The sequence below is a fragment of the Pseudomonas sp. C9 genome (genome assembly GCF_002000165.1).
In the GTDB taxonomy this organism is placed as follows: domain Bacteria; phylum Pseudomonadota; class Gammaproteobacteria; order Pseudomonadales; family Pseudomonadaceae; genus Aquipseudomonas.
Map to the genome: position 1 here is coordinate 4,052,625 of NZ_MPAK01000001.1, position 20,963 is coordinate 4,073,587.

23 protein-coding genes are annotated in these 20,963 nt (G+C 52.4%); 8 read left to right on the top strand and 15 right to left on the bottom strand.

Annotation, left to right across the window (positions count from 1 at the left end; translation table 11 throughout):
- Positions 1-79: 79 nt before the first annotated feature.
- Both BMS17_RS18895 and BMS17_RS18900 read right to left on the bottom strand, forming a co-directional pair.
- Positions 80-385 (bottom strand): PepSY domain-containing protein, encoded by a 306-nt coding sequence (locus tag BMS17_RS18895; protein ID WP_046031982.1) that lies wholly within the window; start codon positions 383-385, stop codon positions 80-82.
- A gap of 148 nt (positions 386-533) precedes the next feature.
- Positions 534-1,661: a glycerophosphodiester phosphodiesterase gene (locus BMS17_RS18900; RefSeq protein ID WP_077431405.1), complete on the bottom strand. Its 1,128-nt coding sequence runs from the start codon at positions 1,659-1,661 to the stop codon at positions 534-536.
- A 238-nt stretch (positions 1,662-1,899) separates the two neighbouring features.
- On the opposite strand from BMS17_RS18900, the gene BMS17_RS18905 reads away from it, so the two are divergent.
- The gene (locus BMS17_RS18905; protein WP_046031980.1) at positions 1,900-2,226 is read left to right on the top strand and encodes a DUF2025 family protein; all 327 of its coding nucleotides are present in this window, start codon (positions 1,900-1,902) and stop codon (positions 2,224-2,226) included.
- 126 nt (positions 2,227-2,352) lie between these two features.
- Here BMS17_RS18905 and BMS17_RS18910 read toward each other — a convergent pair whose 3' ends face one another.
- A complete protein-coding gene (locus tag BMS17_RS18910; protein WP_077431406.1) occupies positions 2,353-2,661 on the bottom strand; it encodes an antibiotic biosynthesis monooxygenase in 309 nt (102 codons plus the stop codon).
- Positions 2,662-2,666: 5 nt separating this feature from the next.
- Positions 2,667-3,365: a CTP synthase gene (locus BMS17_RS18915; RefSeq protein WP_077431407.1), complete on the bottom strand. Its 699-nt coding sequence runs from the start codon at positions 3,363-3,365 to the stop codon at positions 2,667-2,669.
- Positions 3,366-3,380: 15 nt separating this feature from the next.
- Here BMS17_RS18915 and BMS17_RS18920 point away from each other — a divergent pair, with 15 nt between their 5' ends.
- Positions 3,381-4,322: a LysR family transcriptional regulator gene (locus BMS17_RS18920; RefSeq protein ID WP_077431408.1), complete on the top strand. Its 942-nt coding sequence runs from the start codon at positions 3,381-3,383 to the stop codon at positions 4,320-4,322.
- A 7-nt stretch (positions 4,323-4,329) separates the two neighbouring features.
- On the opposite strand, the gene BMS17_RS18925 is transcribed toward BMS17_RS18920, so the two are convergent.
- A complete protein-coding gene (locus tag BMS17_RS18925; RefSeq protein WP_077431409.1) occupies positions 4,330-4,863 on the bottom strand; it encodes a DUF1003 domain-containing protein in 534 nt (177 codons plus the stop codon).
- Between the two features lie 120 nt (positions 4,864-4,983).
- The gene (locus BMS17_RS18930; RefSeq protein WP_077431410.1) at positions 4,984-5,601 is read right to left on the bottom strand and encodes a TetR/AcrR family transcriptional regulator; all 618 of its coding nucleotides are present in this window, start codon (positions 5,599-5,601) and stop codon (positions 4,984-4,986) included.
- Between the two features lie 214 nt (positions 5,602-5,815).
- Between BMS17_RS18930 and BMS17_RS18935 the strand changes: the two genes are divergently transcribed.
- The gene (locus tag BMS17_RS18935) at positions 5,816-6,874 is read left to right on the top strand and encodes an MBL fold metallo-hydrolase (protein ID WP_077431411.1); all 1,059 of its coding nucleotides are present in this window, start codon (positions 5,816-5,818) and stop codon (positions 6,872-6,874) included.
- 17 nt (positions 6,875-6,891) lie between these two features.
- On the opposite strand, the gene BMS17_RS18940 is transcribed toward BMS17_RS18935, so the two are convergent.
- From BMS17_RS18940 to BMS17_RS18955, 4 genes are all read right to left on the bottom strand, one after another.
- Positions 6,892-7,212: a helix-turn-helix domain-containing protein gene (locus BMS17_RS18940; protein WP_077431412.1), complete on the bottom strand. Its 321-nt coding sequence runs from the start codon at positions 7,210-7,212 to the stop codon at positions 6,892-6,894.
- A 3-nt stretch (positions 7,213-7,215) separates the two neighbouring features.
- Positions 7,216-7,569: a type II toxin-antitoxin system RelE/ParE family toxin gene (locus BMS17_RS18945; RefSeq protein ID WP_077431413.1), complete on the bottom strand. Its 354-nt coding sequence runs from the start codon at positions 7,567-7,569 to the stop codon at positions 7,216-7,218.
- Between the two features lie 45 nt (positions 7,570-7,614).
- Positions 7,615-7,932 (bottom strand): helix-turn-helix transcriptional regulator, encoded by a 318-nt coding sequence (locus BMS17_RS18950; RefSeq protein WP_077431414.1) that lies wholly within the window; start codon positions 7,930-7,932, stop codon positions 7,615-7,617.
- A gap of 93 nt (positions 7,933-8,025) precedes the next feature.
- Entirely contained in the window at positions 8,026-8,793 is a 768-nt protein-coding gene (locus BMS17_RS18955) for a helix-turn-helix transcriptional regulator (RefSeq protein ID WP_077431416.1), read from the bottom strand.
- A 112-nt stretch (positions 8,794-8,905) separates the two neighbouring features.
- On the opposite strand from BMS17_RS18955, the gene BMS17_RS18960 reads away from it, so the two are divergent.
- Complete coding sequence (locus BMS17_RS18960) at positions 8,906-9,721, top strand: sulfite exporter TauE/SafE family protein (RefSeq protein WP_077431418.1); 816 nt, start codon at positions 8,906-8,908, stop codon at positions 9,719-9,721.
- A gap of 6 nt (positions 9,722-9,727) precedes the next feature.
- Here the strand turns inward: BMS17_RS18960 and BMS17_RS18965 are convergent, their stop codons facing one another.
- The 5 genes from BMS17_RS18965 to BMS17_RS18985 form a co-directional block, all read right to left on the bottom strand.
- Positions 9,728-10,717 (bottom strand): hypothetical protein, encoded by a 990-nt coding sequence (locus tag BMS17_RS18965; RefSeq protein ID WP_077431420.1) that lies wholly within the window; start codon positions 10,715-10,717, stop codon positions 9,728-9,730.
- Between the two features lie 96 nt (positions 10,718-10,813).
- Positions 10,814-11,041, bottom strand: a complete 228-nt coding sequence (locus tag BMS17_RS18970) for a hypothetical protein (protein WP_028939376.1) — start codon at positions 11,039-11,041, stop codon at positions 10,814-10,816.
- Positions 11,038-12,216 carry a colicin E3/pyocin S6 family cytotoxin gene (locus BMS17_RS18975; protein ID WP_077431421.1) on the bottom strand — a complete coding sequence of 393 codons (1,179 nt, stop codon included), beginning with the start codon at positions 12,214-12,216 and terminating at the stop codon, positions 11,038-11,040. The genes BMS17_RS18970 and BMS17_RS18975 overlap by 4 nt, the downstream gene beginning before the upstream one ends.
- A gap of 379 nt (positions 12,217-12,595) precedes the next feature.
- Complete coding sequence (locus BMS17_RS18980) at positions 12,596-13,105, bottom strand: Bro-N domain-containing protein (RefSeq protein ID WP_077431423.1); 510 nt, start codon at positions 13,103-13,105, stop codon at positions 12,596-12,598.
- Positions 13,106-13,488: 383 nt separating this feature from the next.
- Entirely contained in the window at positions 13,489-13,908 is a 420-nt protein-coding gene (locus BMS17_RS18985) for a very short patch repair endonuclease (protein ID WP_077431424.1), read from the bottom strand.
- A gap of 27 nt (positions 13,909-13,935) precedes the next feature.
- Between BMS17_RS18985 and BMS17_RS18990 the strand changes: the two genes are divergently transcribed.
- From BMS17_RS18990 to BMS17_RS19005, 4 genes are all read left to right on the top strand, one after another.
- Entirely contained in the window at positions 13,936-15,516 is a 1,581-nt protein-coding gene (locus tag BMS17_RS18990; RefSeq protein ID WP_077431426.1) for a DNA cytosine methyltransferase, read from the top strand.
- 315 nt (positions 15,517-15,831) lie between these two features.
- Positions 15,832-17,298, top strand: coding sequence for an ATP-binding protein (locus tag BMS17_RS18995; RefSeq protein WP_077431427.1), 1,467 nt, complete (start codon positions 15,832-15,834; stop codon positions 17,296-17,298).
- Positions 17,295-20,024, top strand: a complete 2,730-nt coding sequence (locus BMS17_RS19000) for a Z1 domain-containing protein (RefSeq protein WP_139348100.1) — start codon at positions 17,295-17,297, stop codon at positions 20,022-20,024. The genes BMS17_RS18995 and BMS17_RS19000 overlap by 4 nt, the downstream gene beginning before the upstream one ends.
- Positions 20,014-20,949: a PD-(D/E)XK motif protein gene (locus BMS17_RS19005; protein ID WP_175648979.1), complete on the top strand. Its 936-nt coding sequence runs from the start codon at positions 20,014-20,016 to the stop codon at positions 20,947-20,949. Before BMS17_RS19000 ends, BMS17_RS19005 begins: the two co-directional genes overlap by 11 nt.
- Positions 20,950-20,963: the final 14 nt, after the last annotated feature.

Sequence of the window (20,963 nt, forward strand, 5' to 3'; positions counted from 1 at the left end):
GACGATGTGTTGGCGTAGTCTGAATTGCAGACGCAAAAAAGCCGCACGATTGGTAAATCGTGCGGCTTTTGCGGGGCGATTACTTGTCTTGTTTGTTGCTCAGGACTTTGCCGGTCGCGGCATCGAAATCCACATCCCACTCCACGCCGTCGGCGGTACGCAGTTCAACTTCGTATTCGTAGCCGTTGAAGTGGTTGTCCAGATCCGTGTCGGTGATGGTCGCGCCCGGGTGCAGTTTCAGCGCTGCCTGGTTCATTTCTTCCAGTGGCTTGATCTTGCCGCTTTTGACCAGTTCAGGGATCTGGTCGACGCGGACATCGGCCTGGACCAGGCCAGCGGTGAGGGTCAGGGCAGCGGCGGTGAACAGGGCAGTCAGGGTTTTCATGAAGATCTTTCCTTGGGTTGAGCTGTTTAAGTGGCGCCAGATTAACGGTGGCAACTTAACTCATCCTTAATTCCAGAAAGCCATCGCGGGGTTGCACAATCCCTGTGGGAGCGAGGCTTGCCCGCGATAGCCGCACCGCGGTCCCGAATCAGTAACCGTTATTCTGCAGCAACTGCGCAACAGTCCCCGCTGCCGGCCGCTTGTAGAACTTCAACAACTCACTGGCCCGGTTAGTAAAGATCCCATCCACCCCGGCATCCATCACCTTCTGGTAATCCAGCGCATCATCAATGGTGTACACGTGCACCAGCATGCCCTGATCGTGGGTGTATTGGTTCATCCACGGTTTCACCAGGTCCGAGTAGCTCTGGTCGCCCCCTTGGGTCAGCGCGGCGGAAGGGCCGGTGCCGATAGCGCCCTGAGCCTTGGCGTACTCGACCCATTGCTGGAATTCGGCTTTATCCTTCGGCTCTTGTCTGGCGTAGTAAGTGGCTTTGTCCTTATCGCCGGATTCGGCGAACGTCACCTTGGATTTGGGCTCGATACTGCCTTCGCCGACCCACAACAGCAGAATTTTCGGCACCTTCGGCATTTCCTTTTGCAGCAGTTCGAGGCTGCTCTTCTCGAAGGTCTGCAACACGACTTTGCCTTTGCCCTGGCCGACGGCCAGATCACTTTTCGCCAGTTTCGAACCGGCCGGGCTCAGCCAGCCACGGTCCTGCAATTTGTCCTTGAGGTCGCGCTCAATACCGGGGAATTGCTTTGGCTCTTTGGTCTCGATGTACAGGCCGGGTTTGTGCAGTGGGTTGCCCTGGGCAATATCGATGATTTCGTCCAGCGTCAGAATTTTCAGACCCGCGTAGGAAGGACGCGCACGATCCGGGTAAGCGCTGTTGAACCAGCTGCCGGCGTCGAGGGTTTTCAACTCGGCCATGGTGAACGCGTTGGCGGGGCTGTCCTTGCGATCCGGGAACTTGCTGGCAACGTCGGTGGTGCGTTGCAGATTGTTGTCGTGCAGCACAAACAGCACGCCGTCCTTGCTGCGTTGCAGGTCCATCTCCAGATAATCGGCCCCCAGGTCGCGCGCCAGTTTGTAGGCGGCGGCGGTGGATTCCGGCGCATCGAAAGACGCGCCGCGGTGGGCGATCACCGCCGGGTGCGGAATGCCCAAACGGCTTGCCAGCGCTGTCGGGGTTGGCTCGTTGGCGGCTTGTGCCTGGCCGAGACCGAGCATCAGGCTCAGCAGCAGGGCGCTTTTGGTGAAGGTAACCGGCATGGTCGAGATCCTTTCGCAATGAGTAATCAAAGACGTCCCTTTTAACAACTGAGCGTTGCCGGCGCTATCGCCAGACCGACATAAACGTGTTCAAAGCAGAATTTTTCAGCGCAACTGTGCACTTCTTTGCAGTACTCTTGGTCACGGCAATTTCCCCGGCAGAGGGAAAACCGTGTCGTTTCCCTTGCGTGTAAACCATTGATCACCGGTCGTAGAAACGACTTTTTGTGAGGTTTATATGCGCATCACTTCCGAGCTTATCTGCCAGGCCGCCGACCAACTCAAAGGCTTTGTCGGCCTCAACCGCAAGACCGGCCACTACATTGTGCGATTCAGCGAAGACTCGTTCGGCATGGACGTGGCCGATGACGGCATTATTCCCACCAGTGAATTTGTCTGGGCGCCGGGGCCGGGGCAGGCCATGACGCTCAAGCGTGAGTTGATTCAGTTGCTGCTGGATCAGAACATTGATGACCGGATCAACATCACCGAGCCGTTGCGGGTGTACATGAATCGGCAGGAAGTGCCGGAGATAGCGGCGGTGCGGAGTCTTGTTCGGGGCTGAGTTTTGCGGCGACTGTGCTGGCCTCTTCGCGAGCAAGCCCGCTCCCACACTTGATCTCCGGTGCAACATAGATCAAGTGTGGGAGCGGGCTTGCTCGCGAAGGCGGCCGAAAGAACACCACAATTTTCAGTGCTGAAACCGGTAATCCCGTTCAACCCGGCACACCCGCGTATGACACGACGAGTACCAGGTCGACCGCCCACGCTCACGAATCTCACTGTGCTCGGGATGATGTTTCCACGCCAGAATCGCCGCTTCACTGGCCCAATACGAAACCGTAATCCCGAGCCCATCCTCACCCCGAGCCGACTCTACGCCGAGAAACCCCGGCTGCTCACGGGCCAGTGCCACCATGCGTTCGGCAGCCTCGGCGTAACCGTGATCACCTTCAGTGCGCCGGGAGGTGAAAATTACCGCGTAGTAAGGCGTCGTCATGGTTTCTACCTCACACAAGCCTTGATGAAAGCGCGGACCAGCGGCGGCAGAACACCCTTGAGCGCCGCACGTTCCGGCTGGAACAGCGTGGCGACAAAGAACGGATGCCCCGTGAGCTCAACGGCCCGCAAATCCCCCTGCGAATCATGCCCAACGGCGCGTAGCTGCTGGACCAATAGCTCACGTTCGAACTCAGGATTCACACCGAAGCGGCAGTGATATCCCTCGTGTATTTCAGTCGTTTCGTACGCTTTGGCGATCAACGAACCTTCAACCAGATGAATGCTGTCCACCGCTTCCACCAGCGAACAGGCCAGTGGCGTCAGAAGCGCCCGCGCGGCATCAGGGTGCGTCTCGCCGTGTTCGGCATCTTCCCACCCCAACACATGACGGGCGTACTCCAACACCGCATGTTGAAACCCGCCACAGGTGCCGAGGAACGGTCGCTGCTGCTCCCGGGCAAACCGGATCGCCCGTAACGCCCCGTCCATGTCGCGGTAAGGACTTCCGGGTACGCACCAGAAACCATCGAAATCTTGCAGCGGTCTGTTGGCGCTGATCTGGTCGGTGGCCAACCACTGGAATTGCACGTCCAGCTGCAATGCTTCGGCGGCCATGCCAAGGGCAATGGGAATGGCTTGGTGGGCGGTGACTTGAAGGTCGTAGTCACCGATCAGGGCGATGCGGGTTGCAGTGGTTTCCATGAGTGCTCTCTCGGCTTGTTGATTCCTGGTACCCACTATAGATTGGCGTTCACGCAATCAATATTGGCGTTATCCCAAGTGATCAATGCATCGACGCACTATCGACTGGACTATCCCGACCTGGCCCTGATCCTCGCCCTGGTGCGCGGTGGCTCTCTGTCCCGGGCCTCGAGCCTGCTGAAAGTCGACGTTTCGACAGTGTTTCGCGCCGTCCGCCGACTGGAGGCGGCATTGGGGCAACAACTGTTCGAAAAGAGCCGCGCCGGGTATTTGCCATCCACGCTCGCGCAAACCCTGGCCGAGCAGGCTGAGCGAGCGGAACAAGCGTTGGACGCGGCGCGAATTGGTGTGGAACAGGGCGGGGAAGTCATCTGCGGCACCGTGCGCCTGACCTGCACCGATTCGGTTCTGCAAGGTTTGCTGCTGCCGGCGCTGGCGCAGTTCATGCCGTCCTATCCGGCACTGACCATTGAGCTGAGCACCTCCAACGACTTCGCCAACCTCAGTCGTCGAGATGCTGACATCGCTTTGCGCCTGACGCGTACACCGCCCGAGCATTTGGTCGGTCGACGTCTGGCGGATATTTCCTACCGGGTGTGTGCCAGTCAGCGGTACCTGAAGTCTGTCGACCCTGAAGACCTGGCTTCGCTGACCTGGATCGCGCCCGATGATTTCCTGCCTGACCATCCCACCGTTGCCTGGCGGCGTCAGCACCTGCCGGGCGTCACACCGGCCTATCGCTGCAGCAGCATGTTGTCGGTGACCGAGCTAGTGCGGGCCGGCTTAGGTGTCGCGGCATTACCGGACTTTTTGATCGGCGACACGTTGCAGCTGCTGACCGGTCCTTTGCACGGTTACGACACCGCGCTCTGGCTGCTGACCCGCCCGGACTGCCGCGCCTTGCGCTCGGTGGTGACGCTGTTTGATGAGTTGGGGCGGGCGCTGCGATTGCCTTGAGCGCGCATTAAACCTTGGGCGGCTCTTTGCGCACGAAGTGCTGATGCATTTCCGAGGTCAGGTTTTCGATGCGTTCGGTCAGGGTCTTGGTCATCTCTGTGAGCCGGGTGTTTTGCTCAAGCAATGCCAAGAGTTGCGCAGTGTTATGCGCGGCTTGGGCCTGACGTTCACTGTTGGCCACAGCCAAGGCTTCGCGGTGTTGCGCATCGGCGTCGGACTGCGCCTTGTCGCGCGCTGCCTGACGGGTCTGGGCCAGCAGAATCAGCGGTGCGGCGTAAGCCGATTGCAGGCTGAACGCCAGGTTGAGCAGGATGAACGGATACAGGTCGAAGTGGGCCACGCCGAACAGGTTGAGGCACACCCACAGCACCACAATCAGCGTCTGTGCCCCGAGAAAAGTCGGCGTGCCAAAGAACCGCGCAAAGGCTTCCGCACGCAGGGCAAATTTGTCGTTGCCGAAGGTGGGCGCGAGATGGGCGTGAGGGCGGTGGAAGCGCAAATGATCGACGACGGGCTTCGTATCAGTGGTTGGGGTGGTCATGATGCTCTCTGCATGGCGCGGGGACTGACGCTCACTATAGCCCCCGCGCCAGTTTCATTCTGAAACACATAGCGCAGATTTATTTAGCACCGAGCCCTGCAGGGGAAGGGTGGAACCGTGTCATTTTTCGCAGACCTGATAACAGGCCAGGAACATGTCCAGCGCCGACTCCACCACGGTGGTCTGCATCTCCGGTGACAGCCCCGGCAACCCCATGGAAATCTGCGGCCAGAACGCAAATGACTTGAGCATTCCCTGAATCTGTTGGGCGGCAAACGCGGGGTCGACCAGTTTCAATCGACCATCGGCCTGCGCTGTGCGAATCCACACGGTCAGGTCTTCTTCACGCTCGCCCATCCTGGCGACCATGTTCTGCGCGCGTTCCGGCGAATGGATCGTGGCGGCGATGGCCACCCGCGCCAGATCGAGAAAATTCTCATCGCCGAGCATGTGCATTTTCGCCTGCAACATCACGCGCATCTGGTCGCGCAAGGGCAGGTCAGGGCGGTAGGCCGTTTCCTGTTCGGACAGCACCCGCGTCCACAATTGATTGAGGATTTCGGCAAACAACTCTTCCTTGCTCGGGAAGTGGTTGTACACCGTGCGCTTCGACACGCCGGCAGTGGCGGCAATCTTGTCCATGCTGGTGATGTCGAAACCGTTAGCACGGAATTCGACAATCGCCGCCTGGATAATGGCTGCGCGTTTTCGGTCGGTGAGGCGCTGTGGAGCTGTCATAAGTACGCTTCGGCAGGAGGCTGAGGAAAGTTACACTTGGTAGTTTACTTGTCATCAGCTTTGATGCAACCTAGAAACTACACTGTGCAGTGTAACGTTTCGTTAATCCTGCTCAGCAAAAAATAGATCTCCGGCTGATGCGTGCGTGCTTTGGCCATTTATCGTCCCACCGTGAAGAACTGCAATCTTGCGGTTTTTCTGGAGTCACTCAGTCATGGCCACTTCTACTTCCCCTGCGGATAACGCCCCTACGCCTGAAGCTTCCCGTCAGGCAGAAGGACTCTTTCGAAACCATGCACCCGTGCAACGCGAAGGCGTTCGCAAAATGCTGCGCATCATGTGGAACATGATCTTCCACAAACCGCGCAACACCCGCCCGGCGGCCCCGGTGCCGGTGCAAACCCTGACCCAGGCAGCGTTGATCGCAGCGCCCAACCACAGCGTCTACCGCCTCGGCCACTCCACCGTCCTGCTGAAACTGCGGGACAAATTCTGGATCACCGACCCGGTCTTCGCCGAGCGCGCTTCACCCGTGCAATGGGCTGGCCCCAAGCGTTTCCACCAGCCACCGATCAGCCTGGACGAATTGCCACCGATTGAAGCGGTGATCCTGTCCCACGACCACTACGACCACCTCGACTATCACGCGGTGCTCAAACTGGCAGACAAGGCCAACTACTTCCTCACCCCGCTGGGCGTCGGCGACACGCTGATCAAATGGGGCGTGGACGCCAGCAAAGTGCGCCAACTCGATTGGTGGCAGGGCACCGAAGTGGACGGCATCCAGTTCATCGCCACCCCGTCGCAACACTTTTCCGGCCGTGGTTTGTTTGATGGCAACAGCACGCTCTGGGCTTCGTGGGTGATGATCGACGGCGACACGCGGATCTTCTTCAGCGGCGACAGCGGCTACTTCGATGGCTTCAAGCGCATCGGCGAACAGCACGGCCCGTTCGACCTGACACTGATGGAAACCGGCGCCTACAACGTTGAATGGCCGCACGTGCACATGCAGCCGGAGCAAACCCTGCAAGCGCACATCGACCTCAAAGGACGCTGGTTATTGCCGATTCACAACGGCACTTTCGATCTGTCGATGCATGCCTGGTTCGAGCCCTTTGACCGGATTTTGGCGTTGGCCTGGGAGCGCAATGTGTCGATCACCACGCCGCAAATGGGCGAGGCGTTCAACGTGAAGTATCCGCAGCGCGGGAGTGCGTGGTGGTTCGGGACGGAAAGTGAACGCGATCAGGTCACAGCGCAGAACGCATAACAACGGGCTTACACCACTCAGGCGAAAATCACTTCAATCCGGCCCTCTTTTCTCGAACGTGGGGCCGATTTAATAACGATTTGCACATCACGTCCTAGCAGGGAAAGACATTCCATCATCTTGGCCTCACTGATACCGCGAAACTTACCGCGCAACATCTCAGAAAGCTTGGGTTGCGATAGGCCCAAAATTTGTGAAGCCTGAACTTGAGTTAAATGACGAGCCTTGATGATCTCGCCGATTTTTGCAGCTAGCTGAGATTTGACTCGCATTTCATTGGCATTGGGCGTCCCTAGGTCTTCATAGACGTTCCCACTGCTTTCTTCGATTTCAATCATGTTTTAGATCCTTTTGCAATGTTCCTGTGCTGCTTGGAGTCGGGTTCTGATCAACTCGATATCGCGCTGTGCGGTTTTGACGCCTGAAGTCGATTTTTTCTGAAAGCAGTGCAAAACATAAACTGCGTTATCAAAGCGAACGGTATAAACGGCACGGTAAGTGTTCGTATCGAAGTCCTCGACCACCTCAAGTACACCAGCACCTCCAAACCCCTTCAGAGGCTTTACTTCGGGATGCTTTAAGCCGCGTTCCGCCAAATCTAGAGCGTGACCAAAAACGTCTTGTACATCTGCGGGCATTTGCTTGAGATCTTTTTTACTGCTGCAAACCCACAGGAGTGACTTCCTTGTACTCATGCAAAAATATGCCTATATGGGGATAATCGTCAATCGATGATTCTCTTACTCAACCATCGCATAATCCGCCCGCCCGACCGGGTTCGGCGTAGACCCTTTCACATTCATCCCTCGACCCGGCGCAAACCCCGGGAAAAACACCAAGCCCTGCGCCTCAAAGCAATACGCCAACGCCAACCGGGTAACGTCCAGCACATCGCGTCTGGCCTCAAACCGCTCGATGGCCTCTACCGAAACCGCGGATTCCCGAGCCAGCTCATCAACACTCCACCCCAGCATCGCTCGGGCCTGGGCGCAGTGGGCCGGGGTGAATTGGAAGAGGGCGATACGTTCCAGGGTGATTTTCATCGCATGAGAGGCCATGGTGTTCTCCGGGCTCGAGAGTGCTGATTTAAAATGTACTGTGTTTTTGTACAGTTGTTTTGCGCCCGGATCAAACTCATTTTTTGATTTGTGCTATTTCGAGGCTTCCATCCAGACGGACGGTGGCTGCCCCAGTACGCGACGAAACATGGTCGAGAACGCGGCCGGGCTGTCATAACCGAAATCCAGCGCGATGCGCGTGACCGCCGTCCCCGAGGCCAACCGCGCCAGGGCCAATACCACGCAGGCTCGCTGCCGCCATTGGCTGAAACTCATGTCGGTCTGTTGTCGAAACAATCGATTAAACGTCCGCAGGCTGATGTGCAGTTGATCGGCCCATTGCTGCGGCGGCTGGTGAACATTCGGCTGCCGCAGAAACGCCTGACACAACCCCAATAACCGCGCATCGACGGGCAGGGGAATGTGCAACGGCAGGTGAGCGCTGCGCGCCAGTTCGTGCAGGAGCAAGTCGATCAGTGCACCGTCACGCCCGGCCTCGTCATACATCAGCGGGATCTCCACCGCCTCCATCAACAAATGTCGCATCAACGGCGACACACTGATCACCTGACAGCGATCCCCCAGATCAACCGCTGCCGGTTCGATATACACACTGCGTGTACTCACCCCGAGCATCAGCACCTCATGCGCCATCCCCGGCGGAATCCACACCGCGCGCTGTGGCGGCACCACCCAATTGCCGTCGTGCGTGCTGACCTGCATTACCCCGGTAGCGCCATACAGCAACTGCGCCCGCCGGTGTGTATGACGAGGCAACACATGGCCGTGGGAATAATCCGTGCCGATCGCCACCACCGAGCGAGGCGTGTCATCCAGCAAATCAATCGAAACATTGCGCATCGAGCGGCTTCCAGCAGTTGGCGTAAACGCGAACATTATTGGCTGACTTGCTGAAGCAGGCCAAGGCGCATCGCTCTATCGTCGACCGCTCCCAACCAACGGACGACGCGCCATGTTCTATCTCCTGCTAACACTCTTCGGCTGCGTGACCGGCATCACGGCGGTGCTGTTCGGCTTCGGCGGCGGCTTCGTCGTCGTGCCATTGCTCTACCGCATGCTCACCGCGAGCCACGGCGCCGACGACCCGGTCGGGCAAGCGGCGATGCACATTGCCGTGGCGACTTCGACCTGCGTGATGATCGTCAACGCACTAATCGCCACAGGCAAACACCGGCGCGCCGGTAACCTCATTCGCCATTATCTGTGGCCATTAGGCGGGTTCATTGGTTTGGGCGCGGTGGTTGGCGCGGTCGCCGCGATGTGGGTCAGTGGCGAGGTGATTCGTTATGCATTCATCGCGTACCTGGGCGTGACTATTGTGGATTGCCTGGTTAGACGCGGATTTCTTACACGCACCGACAACGCAATCCCACGGCGATTGGGGAGGGCGGAAGTGTCCGGCGGTGGTGTAGGAATTGGAGCCATCGCGACGTTTCTCGGCGTGGGCGGCAGCGTCATGACCGTGCCATTGTTGCGGCGTTGCGGGTTGAGCATGAGTCAGGCGACGTCGATGGCCAATCCGTTGAGCCTGCCGGTCGCGGTGGCTGGCACGGTGACTTACATGGCCATGGCGGGATTCAGCGAGTTTGACTTGGGGTCGTGGTTTATCGGCTATGTGGATCTGCTGGCGTTTGCGGTTTTGACGATGGGATCGTTGCTGGGGATTCGATTGGCCACACCTTGGATCGGGCGGATTCCGGATCGAATACATGCGTGGGTTTACGTGGGTTTGCTGGTGTTGGTGATGCTCAGCATGTCTCTGAACTGAGCGCTGTTACTTATCGGCCAACCCCGGCGCTTCCCGAACAATGAAGTGATCCAGGTTCTCAATATTCGCACTGAAAACCCCGAACGTCTGCTCGGGGTTTTTCTTGCTCGGCACCTGCTTCAACTCCGGCGTCACGCCATAAAAGAAACAATGCAAATCCTTGCCGCTCTCGATGGCGTGCTTGATCTCTTCCAGAAATGCTTTGCGCTTGCGGTAGTTGTCGATCAGCTTCTTGCTCAAGTAAACATTGACCGAATAAGGCTTCTTCTTCGCCTCTTCCGCCTGCTTGAACCAGACCTTCTGTTCGAAATCGATGCGAAAGCTCTGGGTGTAATCCTTGATCTCCTTGATCTTGCCCCAGTAAATCAGCCCCTTGTTGTCCTGCAGATACTCGATCTTCTTGAAGAACGACCCGTACGGCGCCGTGTGCTCGCCAATCTTCAGCGGCATGCGCTTGAGCAGCTCCTTGTCCTCGAAGTTCGACACAAAACACTCCACCGGGTGGGCGAAGACACTGGTCTTGTCTGGCGCCGATTCGCGGCTCGGGAGCTCTGTGTGACTGTCCGGCGAAACGGTATTCGGGACGTCTCGAACTTCATCCGCCGCCCCCGCCGGGTTCGACGGCTGACGAACATACTGACGCCGGGTCAGTAACAACTCCGACGGGAAATGCTCCTCGCGACTGTCATCCGTTTCCGCACCGTCCACGTCCACACCTGACGCCGAGGCTTTGAGACCGACATAAGGACAATCTGCCACGTGCCGGGTGCTGGGGGTGTTTTTGAAGTGCGGGGTGCGGACGTAATTCACGTTTTTGGCGTTGAAGGTTGTCAGCAGGTTGGCCGGATCGAACGCCAAACGACAGGCATCGTTGGGGCACTGGAAGTGCTCTTTGGCGGAGTCAAACTCCATGGTTTCGTCGAAATTCAGATCGCGCACGTCATAGATCGACAGCTTGTCGTCGAGGCTTAGGCAGTAGGCGAGGTCGAATTTCATGGCAGGGCTCGGGTCCTTGAGTGGGAAGGGTATTAATAGCGGGAGTCGGGGCGGGTTGCACTGACTGTTTTCAAAACACCGTAAGCCCATCACACGTCAATTTTGACTGGTGGTTAAAAAAAGAATGAGATCGGATGGAAACGAAACCGAGCAGGCCTGTTCAATGGCTGTAATTTGATCCTTCGTCAATTGGTAGTCATACACATAGTCCTCTTGATCCTTCCAGCCCATCAATACCGCGAGCTCCTCGCTTTTGATCGGAAGCACGTTCTCATAAGAAGCAAAGTCGTCTCCCTCATAGATACCCATCACCGTGTGCTTCATGGCTCTACCGTCCTCGTTGGGTCTGCGGGTTTTGTCTGATTGCCTGATGCGTGATCAAACTCGCCCAAGTGTTTTCCGCGTTTGTTGTATTTCTCCACTGCGCCGTGCTGGAAGTCCCATTCGTAAATCGTGCCTTTTTTATCCTTCCAACGAGGACGTAGGCCCCCGCCCTTCATGCGGGTTTTGCCTGGGGCCCATTTTGCATCCGGGAAGGCCGGCAAGGTATGTGGCTTCGGGTAGTAATGATGAGAAATACTGACAACGACATAGACCGGCCTTACCCCCGACTCCACGGGAAACACCAGAATGAAATCCTTGTACTCCGGAGGATAAACCGGGTTTACGATGATGCTGTCAGCCGCTTTCGTCGGCGGGTAAACCCAGATATGTGGTGCTTGCGGGGCAGCCTCCAGTGCAGGAATCCCGAGGATGTCCGAGCCATCCACGGGCGGCGTCCAGATCAGCTCAACACCCTCCCCGAGATCTACCACCTGCTGGCTACCGCGCAGTGTGAACTGCACGACATCGACCATTTCCCAATCGCGGTTCTTGCCGGTATAGAACCCGTAGCCCTTGAGGCTGCCATCAGCCTGTTGCTCGACCTGCAAACGAACGCGGGTTCTGGCCTGTTTCAGGGCACGCAGTTGTTCTTCGGTATAGAGCGCGCTATCACCCAGGCTCGGCGTCCAGAACAACGCGACGACACCGGCCAATGTGGTAGCAGAGGCAGCCTCAAGTGCCAATAAAGGTACAGCGAGAGCCGGGGCTCTAAGTGCCAGTCGACCGATGCCGAGTGCGACGGTACTGCCGCTGATGGTTTCGAGATTCAGCAGCCCGGCATCGCCTACATCACGAGCGCCGAGCCAGGCAATTTCGCCATAATTCTTAAGGCTGTCTGTCGGCACAACACCCGAAGGATTCGAGTAATCGATGATGGCGTCCGGCAGGTTGCAGGACTTGGCAAAGACACATCCGGCTTGAGCCGGTCTTTGCTTTTCCGCTATGACCTGACGGCTGCGCTCGAAGGCGTCTTGCCTGGCCAGCATGGCCTCGTAGGCTTTTTGCCTGGCATCCCGTTCGGCCAATTCGGTGGCGGTCATGTAGCGGTAGGTGACGTGATGCCCATCACCGGAGGGTGGATTCTTAATCCGCGGAATGTCCTTGTTGCCAGCCACTGATCATCCTTTCGTTCATCCATCGGCAGCCCCGGAAAAGGGGCTGCGCGACGTTAACGAACGTGGCTGATCGTGGCTGTAGGACGAGTCCTTGATGACTCTAGGTGTTTTCTCTTTTTATCGGTACGGCAGCGCAATCCTTACAGCTCGCTGTCTTCGTGCACATGTGCCGATAAAATTTTCCAAGCCTTAGCGACGCGGTAAATTTTTCCTAGTCGCTTGAATGACGACAGCGACTGTTTTCAACACTCCGACACCAGCGGCAACATACCAAACCTGGGGGAGTGAGCATGCTCGCGATGGCGTCAGTGAATACGCTACTAAACAAAATCCGCTACTTGAAACTCAAGCAGCGGATTTTTTGTACGGCAATGAATGATCAGAAACCTCGCAACACTCGCGACGCCTTCCGCCACCAGGATCCGCGTTGATTCAAAGGATTATCCGTCAACACGCAAGGCATGTCCCGCAACCGAATCCAAGGTTCATCCTGCCAGTGCAACATGCAAAGCGACATCTTCGGCCAGTCCAGAACACTCAACGTTGGCCTTTCAACTGATCGCGATGTACGAGCATCACGCAGTGCCGGAATCACTTGGTGCGTCAGCCATTCGCGTAGCAGCCGATACTCCGGGCAATAGTGATAAACCAGCAACGCGTAGACACCAGACTCGCTGATCATCAGACGTTCTTCTGCTGTGCCGTGAGCATCCACCAGCATCATCTGTCGCTGGTCTGCATCGAGTTTGCGTGACATGCGTTCGTCGAGGAATTTCCCCATCAACCGCCCGAGGTCGTGAGCGCAGAACCAGGCCTGGTTCTCCACCAGTAGCGCGTGAAGGTAGATATCGTGACGAGTGAAAAGGGTTGAAACAAGCGGGTCAGACATGGCGAGCCTCCTGAGACAGAAGCGCGCGATTGGGCGTATGGGTACGGCGATTCACCTTCATCATGAAGGTCGGGTAGTCAGGCATTTCCTTTACCTCTGGCTGCTTTCTTAGGGCATTCGTTATGGGTGTCGGGAGCTAAGAAACCCACCAGAGACGGGCCGGACATATTCCCCTTTCGGGTCTTGTATTCGTCCACTCCCGACATAACGGGTATTTTCTCGCAGGCGTAGTGAAACCGCAGACGAAAAAAAGCCGCATGATTGTCGGGTGCGGAGGACCGCTCTGGTTGAGGCGTTTCTTAGGCGCCGAATTGAGAGCTTAGGGGCGCAATGCCGGGCGGTCAACCCTCGAAAATTGTTAAGAAGTTCGCTAACCGTGACGTTTATACCTGAGAGCTTGCAGCGAGGGCCTCGAAGATTTTCTGGCGTAATAAGTCGATTTTTCTTGTTTCACACTCCCAGATGATCACCACGTTCCATCCGAGTTCACGGAGGGCGCTCTGAGCTACCAGATCTCTCTCAACGTTTTTAGCGAATTTTGGCAACCAAAAATCGAGCCTGCTTTTCGGTGTGTAACAGTATCTGCAGTCTGGATGACGGTGCCAAAAGCATCCATGGACAAATATACAGGTACGAAGCTTCGGCATTACAATGTCCGGTTTTCCAGGTAGGTCTTTTCGATGTATACGAAATCGATAGCCGAGGGCATGCAGGTATCTCCGGACCACAATTTCGGGACCAGTGTTTTTTCCACGAATGGCAGCCATCATCCTCGATCTGGTTGCGCTATCTACGATATCCACTCAGTTTACCTTTGGCAGAATTAGCATATGAATTTTGATCAACCTTTACAGGTCGTTGATCTCTTCGCTGGGCCAGGAGGGCTTGGTGAAGGTTTTTCCTCCCTGAATGAGGGGAAAAGCTTTGAAGTATTGGTTTCCGCAGAAATGGATCCGTTCGCTCGATCCACTTTACGACTTCGAGCTTTCTATCGCGCTCTGAAAAAAAACAATCGTGCTGCTTTGGACGACTATTACCATTTTTGCGAAACCGCCGGTGTCGAGCACCCGTGGACGTCACACAGTTTGAAAGAGTGGGAAATTGCTGACAAAGAGGCGAGGCAGATCAAGTTAGGCAGCCCCGAGGGGAATGCTGAACTAGATCGTATACTTGAAGAAAGGCTGGATACAACTAAGCCGTGGGTTCTGATAGGCGGACCTCCTTGCCAAGCTTATTCAATTGTCGGAAGAGCGAGAAACAAAGGGAATCTGGAATACAAAGCCGAAGATGATCACCGACACTTTCTATATAGAGAGTACTTAAGGATAATTCAAAGTAAAAAACCAGCCGTTTTTGTAATGGAAAATGTTAAGGGGATTTTGTCGTCCAAAGTTGGAGGAGAACAAATTTTCCCGCAGATTCTAAAAGACCTCGCTGATCCCGACCTAGCCTTGGGAGGATTAGCTGAATCTAAAAACAAATATAGAATATGTTCGTTGGTGACAGATGATGTATATGAAAGCGGTGATGACCCACTTAAGTTAGATCTCAATAATTTTGTAATTCGTGCTGAAAATTACGGTGTGCCACAAAGTAGGCATCGAGTGATATTAGTTGGAGTATCTGAGCGTTATCTTAAAGGGTTGCATGAACACAAGCTGAAACCGTCCAAGGGCCCTACTGTGGAGCAGATGATCGGTACGCTACCGCCACTTCGGAGCACGTTGTCGAGAGGGCAGGACAGTCCTGATGCGTGGTGCAGCCAAGTTATCGGACACCTTGATGAGCTTCGATCTGATTTGATCTCTTCAGGAAAGAAGGATCCTAAACTAGAAATGAAATTGAAGATTTTTCGAGATTCATTTTCCGGTGGTAGACTAAATAATGGCGGATTACGAGTAAGAAAAAGCAATAGCTGCTCAGGCAGGGTCGACATACCGGATCTTGATAGTTGGTTGTCAGATGAGCGGCTCGGTGTATGGCTTAATCACGAGGCGCGCGGCCATATGACTTCCGACCTTCGGCGATATGTATACGCGGCTGTATTCGGTGACGCGCATTTAACTTCCCCGAAGGGGCATCAAGAGTTTGCTTTAGCGGGCTTGGCCCCAGATCATAAGAACTGGGAAACGGGAAAATTTAGCGATAGATTTAGGGTTCAATTAAAGGGTCAAGTTGCTTCAACCATAACCAGTCATATATCAAAGGATGGTCATTATTTTATTCACTATGATCCAAATCAGTGCAGAAGTTTGACTGTGCGTGAAGCTGCCCGTATCCAAACATTTCCAGATAATTATTTTTTTCTAGGTAACCGTACTCAACAATATCATCAAGTCGGTAATGCTGTTCCACCATTACTTGCGGGAAAAATTGCAAAGATCGTTGAGTCGATCATAAGGAGTGCATAGAACGACTGCAGATAGTCGTCCGGTTGGCCTCGCGCTTTTGTCAAAACGCGAGGCCTTTTTTTGTTTGATTTCATGAGGATTCCATGTGGTCGGAGGTCTTTACTTGCGTTGGAAACATTTTTGTGAAAAGAATGATGGCGAAGGCATGGCGTTGAAAGCGTCTATCTGCTCCTGAAGATCCGGGGGTATAGGGCTTTTCAGAAGAGTTTTTTGGACTAAATTTATCTTAAGTCTTTGATCTTAAAGAGCTGGGAGACAAGGAATGTTGGAAGGCGTAGTAGCGTTGTCCAAATCGAAGGCAGCGGTAACAGTGTCATGAGAGAGATTCAGCATCCCCCGCATGCCGCTTCGCTGATGGAGTCGATGCGTTCAATCGGATACACGCTAGAATCTGCTCTAGCAGATTTGATTGATAACAGCATTTCGGCTTCAGCTAAAAAAATTAGAATCGAGTTTAGACCGTACGATGACCCGTACGTCGCAATAATAGATGATGGTTTCGGAATGTCTCCAGATATTCTGATAAATGCTATGCGGCACGGCAGTACAAACCCGCTTATTGAGCGTGCGGTTGATGATATGGGACGTTATGGACTTGGGCTGAAAACCTCATCGCTCTCACAATGTCGACGCATGACTGTCCTATCAAAAAAAGATAACCATATTAGTGCCTATTGTTGGGATTTGGATATAGTTGTAGAGCGTGGAGCTTGGGTAATGCTCGAGTTAAACACCTGTGACTATGAGCAGATACCTCACTTTCGGGATTTAGAAGCACAGACCTCTGGTACGATAGTGCTCTGGCAGAAACTCGATAAACTAGTTGCCGGAGAGGGCACAGCAGAAGCGGCAATTGGTCGTCAGATGTCGTATGCTCGTGAACATTTAGCTTTAGTGTTTCACAGGTTTTTAGCCAAGGAGGGTAATAAGCCAAAAATTGGTATCTATATAAATGGAGCTTCTCTCCCCATCTCTGACCCTTTTTTAAGTGATCATAAGTCTACGCAACCTTTGGATGAAGAAAGCTTCACTGTGGAAGGGCGAAAAGTCAAAGTAAAGCCGTTTATACTGCCGCACTTTAGTAAGTTGTCTAATACAGAGTTGCAGCAAGCCGGTGGGGGTGAGGGTTTCAGAAACTCTCAAGGTTTTTATATTTATAGGAATCGAAGGTTAATAATTTGGGGGACGTGGTTTAGGTTGGCTCGGAAAGATGAGCTGAGCAAGTTAGCTAGGGTTAGGGTAGATATACCTAATTCATTAGATCACCTTTGGACTCTAGATATAAAGAAATCAGCGGCCCATCCTCCTGAAGCTGTAAGATTAAATTTAAAACGCACCATTGAACGTATTCGTTCCGTCAGTGGGCGGACTATTACATTTCGTGGAAAGAAGGTTGATAACTCCGATTTGTCACTAGGATGGAACGAGATAATCGATCGAGGTGGAGTTAGATTTGAAATAAATCGCGAGCACGCCTTAATTAAAGAATATGTGAGTAATCTCCCTTCAAGTATGTTGTCGGAATTTAATCTTATTTTGAGCGTTGTTGAAAGCTCATTTCCGGCTGAAGCGCTTTACTCAAGAATGGCATCCGATGTGAAACCTGATTTCAATAGTGAGGCCGTGGCTGAGAAGCTGAGATCATTGGCGAGTTCATTGTTTACGAATATGCCCCAAGAATCGGTCGCACGAAGAAGCCTTCTAAACACACTTCATCTTCTCGAGCCATTTAACCTCCATCCCATTATTACAAAAAAGATAGTTGAGGAGTTTTCCATTTGAATGCTCATTCGAAAAATGTTATATCGAACAATGCAAGGCGTCTCGAACTGGGCGTTATTACTACTTTGACTGTTGATGGTATTCCTACCGAGTCAGAAATACTAGATTTGGCAGGGATGTTGCGGAAAATACCTAATTACTCGGTAACCGATGAGGAGTTCCAAGAAGTTATAAAGCGTCTCCATTTATCTTTAACTTTAGATATGGGGGTGGGTAATTGTGTATATGATGAACACAATCCTTGGTTGAGAGCGCGAAAAGCGGAAATCGAACCTTTTTATTGGAGCAGGTATCAAACCGACCTTTTGAAACAAGGGTGGGGTCCTAAGGTTGTGAATTCGCTAGACAAAGTGACAGACGAAATATTAGACCTGATGGGAGATCCGCATGGTCGATCGGGGTGGCCGAGGCGAGGCTTGGTCATGGGGGATGTTCAGTCAGGGAAGACGTCAAATTATACTGGACTCATCTGCAAGGCAGCAGACTCAGGATATAAGTTAGTAATTTTACTTACTGGAACACTAGAAAGTCTGCGTCGACAAACTCAGGAGCGTCTTGATGCAGGATTTGTAGGATTGGACAGCTCAGGAGTTGTCAATAATCGTAAACGACATCGAAAAGAAATCGGTGTCGGCTTGATCGACGCTACTCGGTCTGCTGGAGTTTTCACCTCAACCGTGGGTGATTTTAAAGCTGACACAGTAAATCAGTTAGGGTTCAAACTAAAAGACTATAAAGAGCCAGTTCTACTAGTAGTTAAGAAAAATAAACGAATACTTGAGAATCTTGCTACATGGCTAATAAACTTTAACGCGGGTTCCGCTGATAGTATAGATATACCGCTCCTACTGATAGATGACGAGGCAGACAATGCCTCGATTAATACAAACCCCAAAAAAGCCACTGCTATCAACGCGGGGATTAGGGGGCTTCTTAAAGTTTTTCCTCGATCAAGTTATGTTGGATTCACCGCTACCCCCTTTGCAAACGTGTTCATAAATCCTGACACTACCAGTGACATGGAAGGTGATGATCTATTTCCACGGGACTTTATCTATGCTCTTGATGCTCCTACAAACTATGTGGGGGCGCGAAGGATTTTCGGTGAAGGTGCATCTTTAAATTGTCTTGAAGAGATAAATGATGCTGAAGAGTTTTTTCCAAAAGGACAGAAGTCCGATAGTTTTATATCGGGATTGCCTAGTTCTATGCTTGATGCTCTTCGATGTTTTATAATTGTCAATGCTATAATGGATCTTCGATCTCAGATGCCGAAGCACCGATCCATGCTTGTCAATGTCAGTCATTTTACATTAATTCAAAATCAAATTAGAGATGCACTAGACCACGAACTGCGAGTGATCCAGGGCGATATTCAAAATTATGCTTCTCTTTCGATTGTGGATGCGATGCGGAATAACTCAATCCGTGAGTTATTTAATACCTTTGAAAAATTCTATTCGAACTTGGGCGTTGAATGGTCGGAGTTGCAGTACGCGCTTGCGGCCGCTGCTCTTCCAATACAGGTTTCTGCAGTAAACCAAAAAAGTGGACCTGCTGGCTTGGATTATGCGGCATATAAGGAACACGGGCTTCGCGTCGTTGCTGTTGGGGGAAACAGCCTTGCGCGCGGATTAACTTTAGAAGGCTTGTGTGTGAGCTACTTCTATCGCGGAACGCAAATGTATGATGCTTTGCTTCAAATGGGGCGTTGGTTTGGTTATCGCATCGGATATGAAGATCTTTGTAAAATCTGGATGTCGAATGAAACCGCAGATTGGTATTCACATATTTCAGACGCTACTGACGAGCTCCGGGACGAAGTAAGGCGTATGCAAGTCTCTCGGCTTAAGCCAATAGACTTCGGTTTGCGTGTAAGATCGCATCCAGAATCGCTAATGATCACTGCTAGAAATAAAATGCGTGATTCTGATGAAATTGTCGAAACCATTTCGATAACGCAAGAAAGTCTTGAGTCAGCAAGATTATTGAAAGACGCACATGTACTATTGGATAATTATAGATCATCGCAGGATCTGCTTCGTAACCTATTGGCTACTGATATGCCACGCAATAACGCTTATGATTTCCCGGTTTGGAATAAAGTCCCTAAACACTTTATTGTCGGATTTCTCAGGCGTTTTGTGAGTCACCCCTTAAGTATAAAACTACAAACCTCTAGTTTGGCAGACTTTATAGAACGCTCATCTGATTCGAAACTCGCTTATTGGGATGTTGGCGTCCCAGGAGGAAAAGGAGCGTCTTTGATGGTCGCGCCTGGATTAGAGTTGAAACAACGTCAGCGCACGGTCTTGCTAGACGAAGATACTCGGTCATTATTGGTAAACGGTAAGAAAATGCGCGTTGGTTCGTCATCTGATGAGACGATTGGCTTAACAAGAAATGAAATAAAAAGTGCTGAAGATAAGTTTTGGGCGAATGCTGCAAATGAAAGTAAAATAACTGTACCTGGCAAAGCATATACAGAAATACGACCGGCCCCCCTCCTTTTAATACACTTCATCGAACCATCGATTTCGGGAGGAAAATATATTTTACCTCCGGAGTGTGAGGCGTTGGTAGCAATAGGTTTAAGTTTTCCGGCTCTTAGTGGAGCTACGCACCGTATTTCTTATCGTATTAACTTGGTTGAGCTTAGGAACATATTGTCCGGACAGACATCAGGCTCCGACGCAACTGACGAGGACGATGAAGATGTCGATTAAGATTGATTCTCTATGGGATTCTATAAAGTTAGATAAAACGGGTGTTGGGTTTAGGCGATTCGATACTACACATGTATTGGATTTTTATGCCGGCATTGATAGTGATGGGCGTAGAGCTCTATTGTTGATTTGCCCGTCGGAGCCAGCAGTACAAACTGATATGAGAGCGGTGTTAGTAAAGTCTTCTGAGCGGGAAGATGGCCGTTGGTCATTATTTTTAGTTCTTGATGACGTTAGGCTATTAGAGCTGTTTTCTTTGTTTTGTGAAGACCTCATAGAGTCTTCAAGGTCCAATTTAAATTTACTCGATTCATTTGTGTTTGTAATTAGCCGCTTGGCAAGCTGGAGGCAGCTGTTTGAGTTAGGGGATTTGGGGCTGCTCTCGGAGAACCAAATTCGCGGGTTGTGTGGAGAGTTGTTATATTTACGAACATTGGTTGAGTCAATTGGGGAGTTAGCTGCGGTAAGCGCGTGGGTCGGACCGAGTCGAGCTGATCAGGACTTCCAAGCCCAGAGTCATGCTTGGGAGATCAAGACCATAAGGCCTGGTTGTGACATTATAAAAATATCCTCAGAAACACAGTTGGATACTAAACTTCGCTCGGTCGATTTGGTTGTGATAGAACTTGGAAATTGCGCTGTTGATTCGCAAGGTGCATTTACCTTGAATTCTATGGTTGGAGAAATTCAGAGTTTATTGAAAACTAATTATGCAGCAAGATTGTTGTTTGATAATTTACTTTTTAAGGCGGGTTATATTTTTAGACCTGAATATGACGCGTTGAATTTGGCCGTTCGTAATGTCGCTGTTTTTGGTGTGCACGTAGGGTTTCCTTGTATTACTCCTGATTGTTTGCCGGTTGGTGTCAGTAGGATCAAGTATGACCTGAATTTGGCAGAATGTGAGATTTTTAAAATTTCTTGATTGCTGGTGAGGGG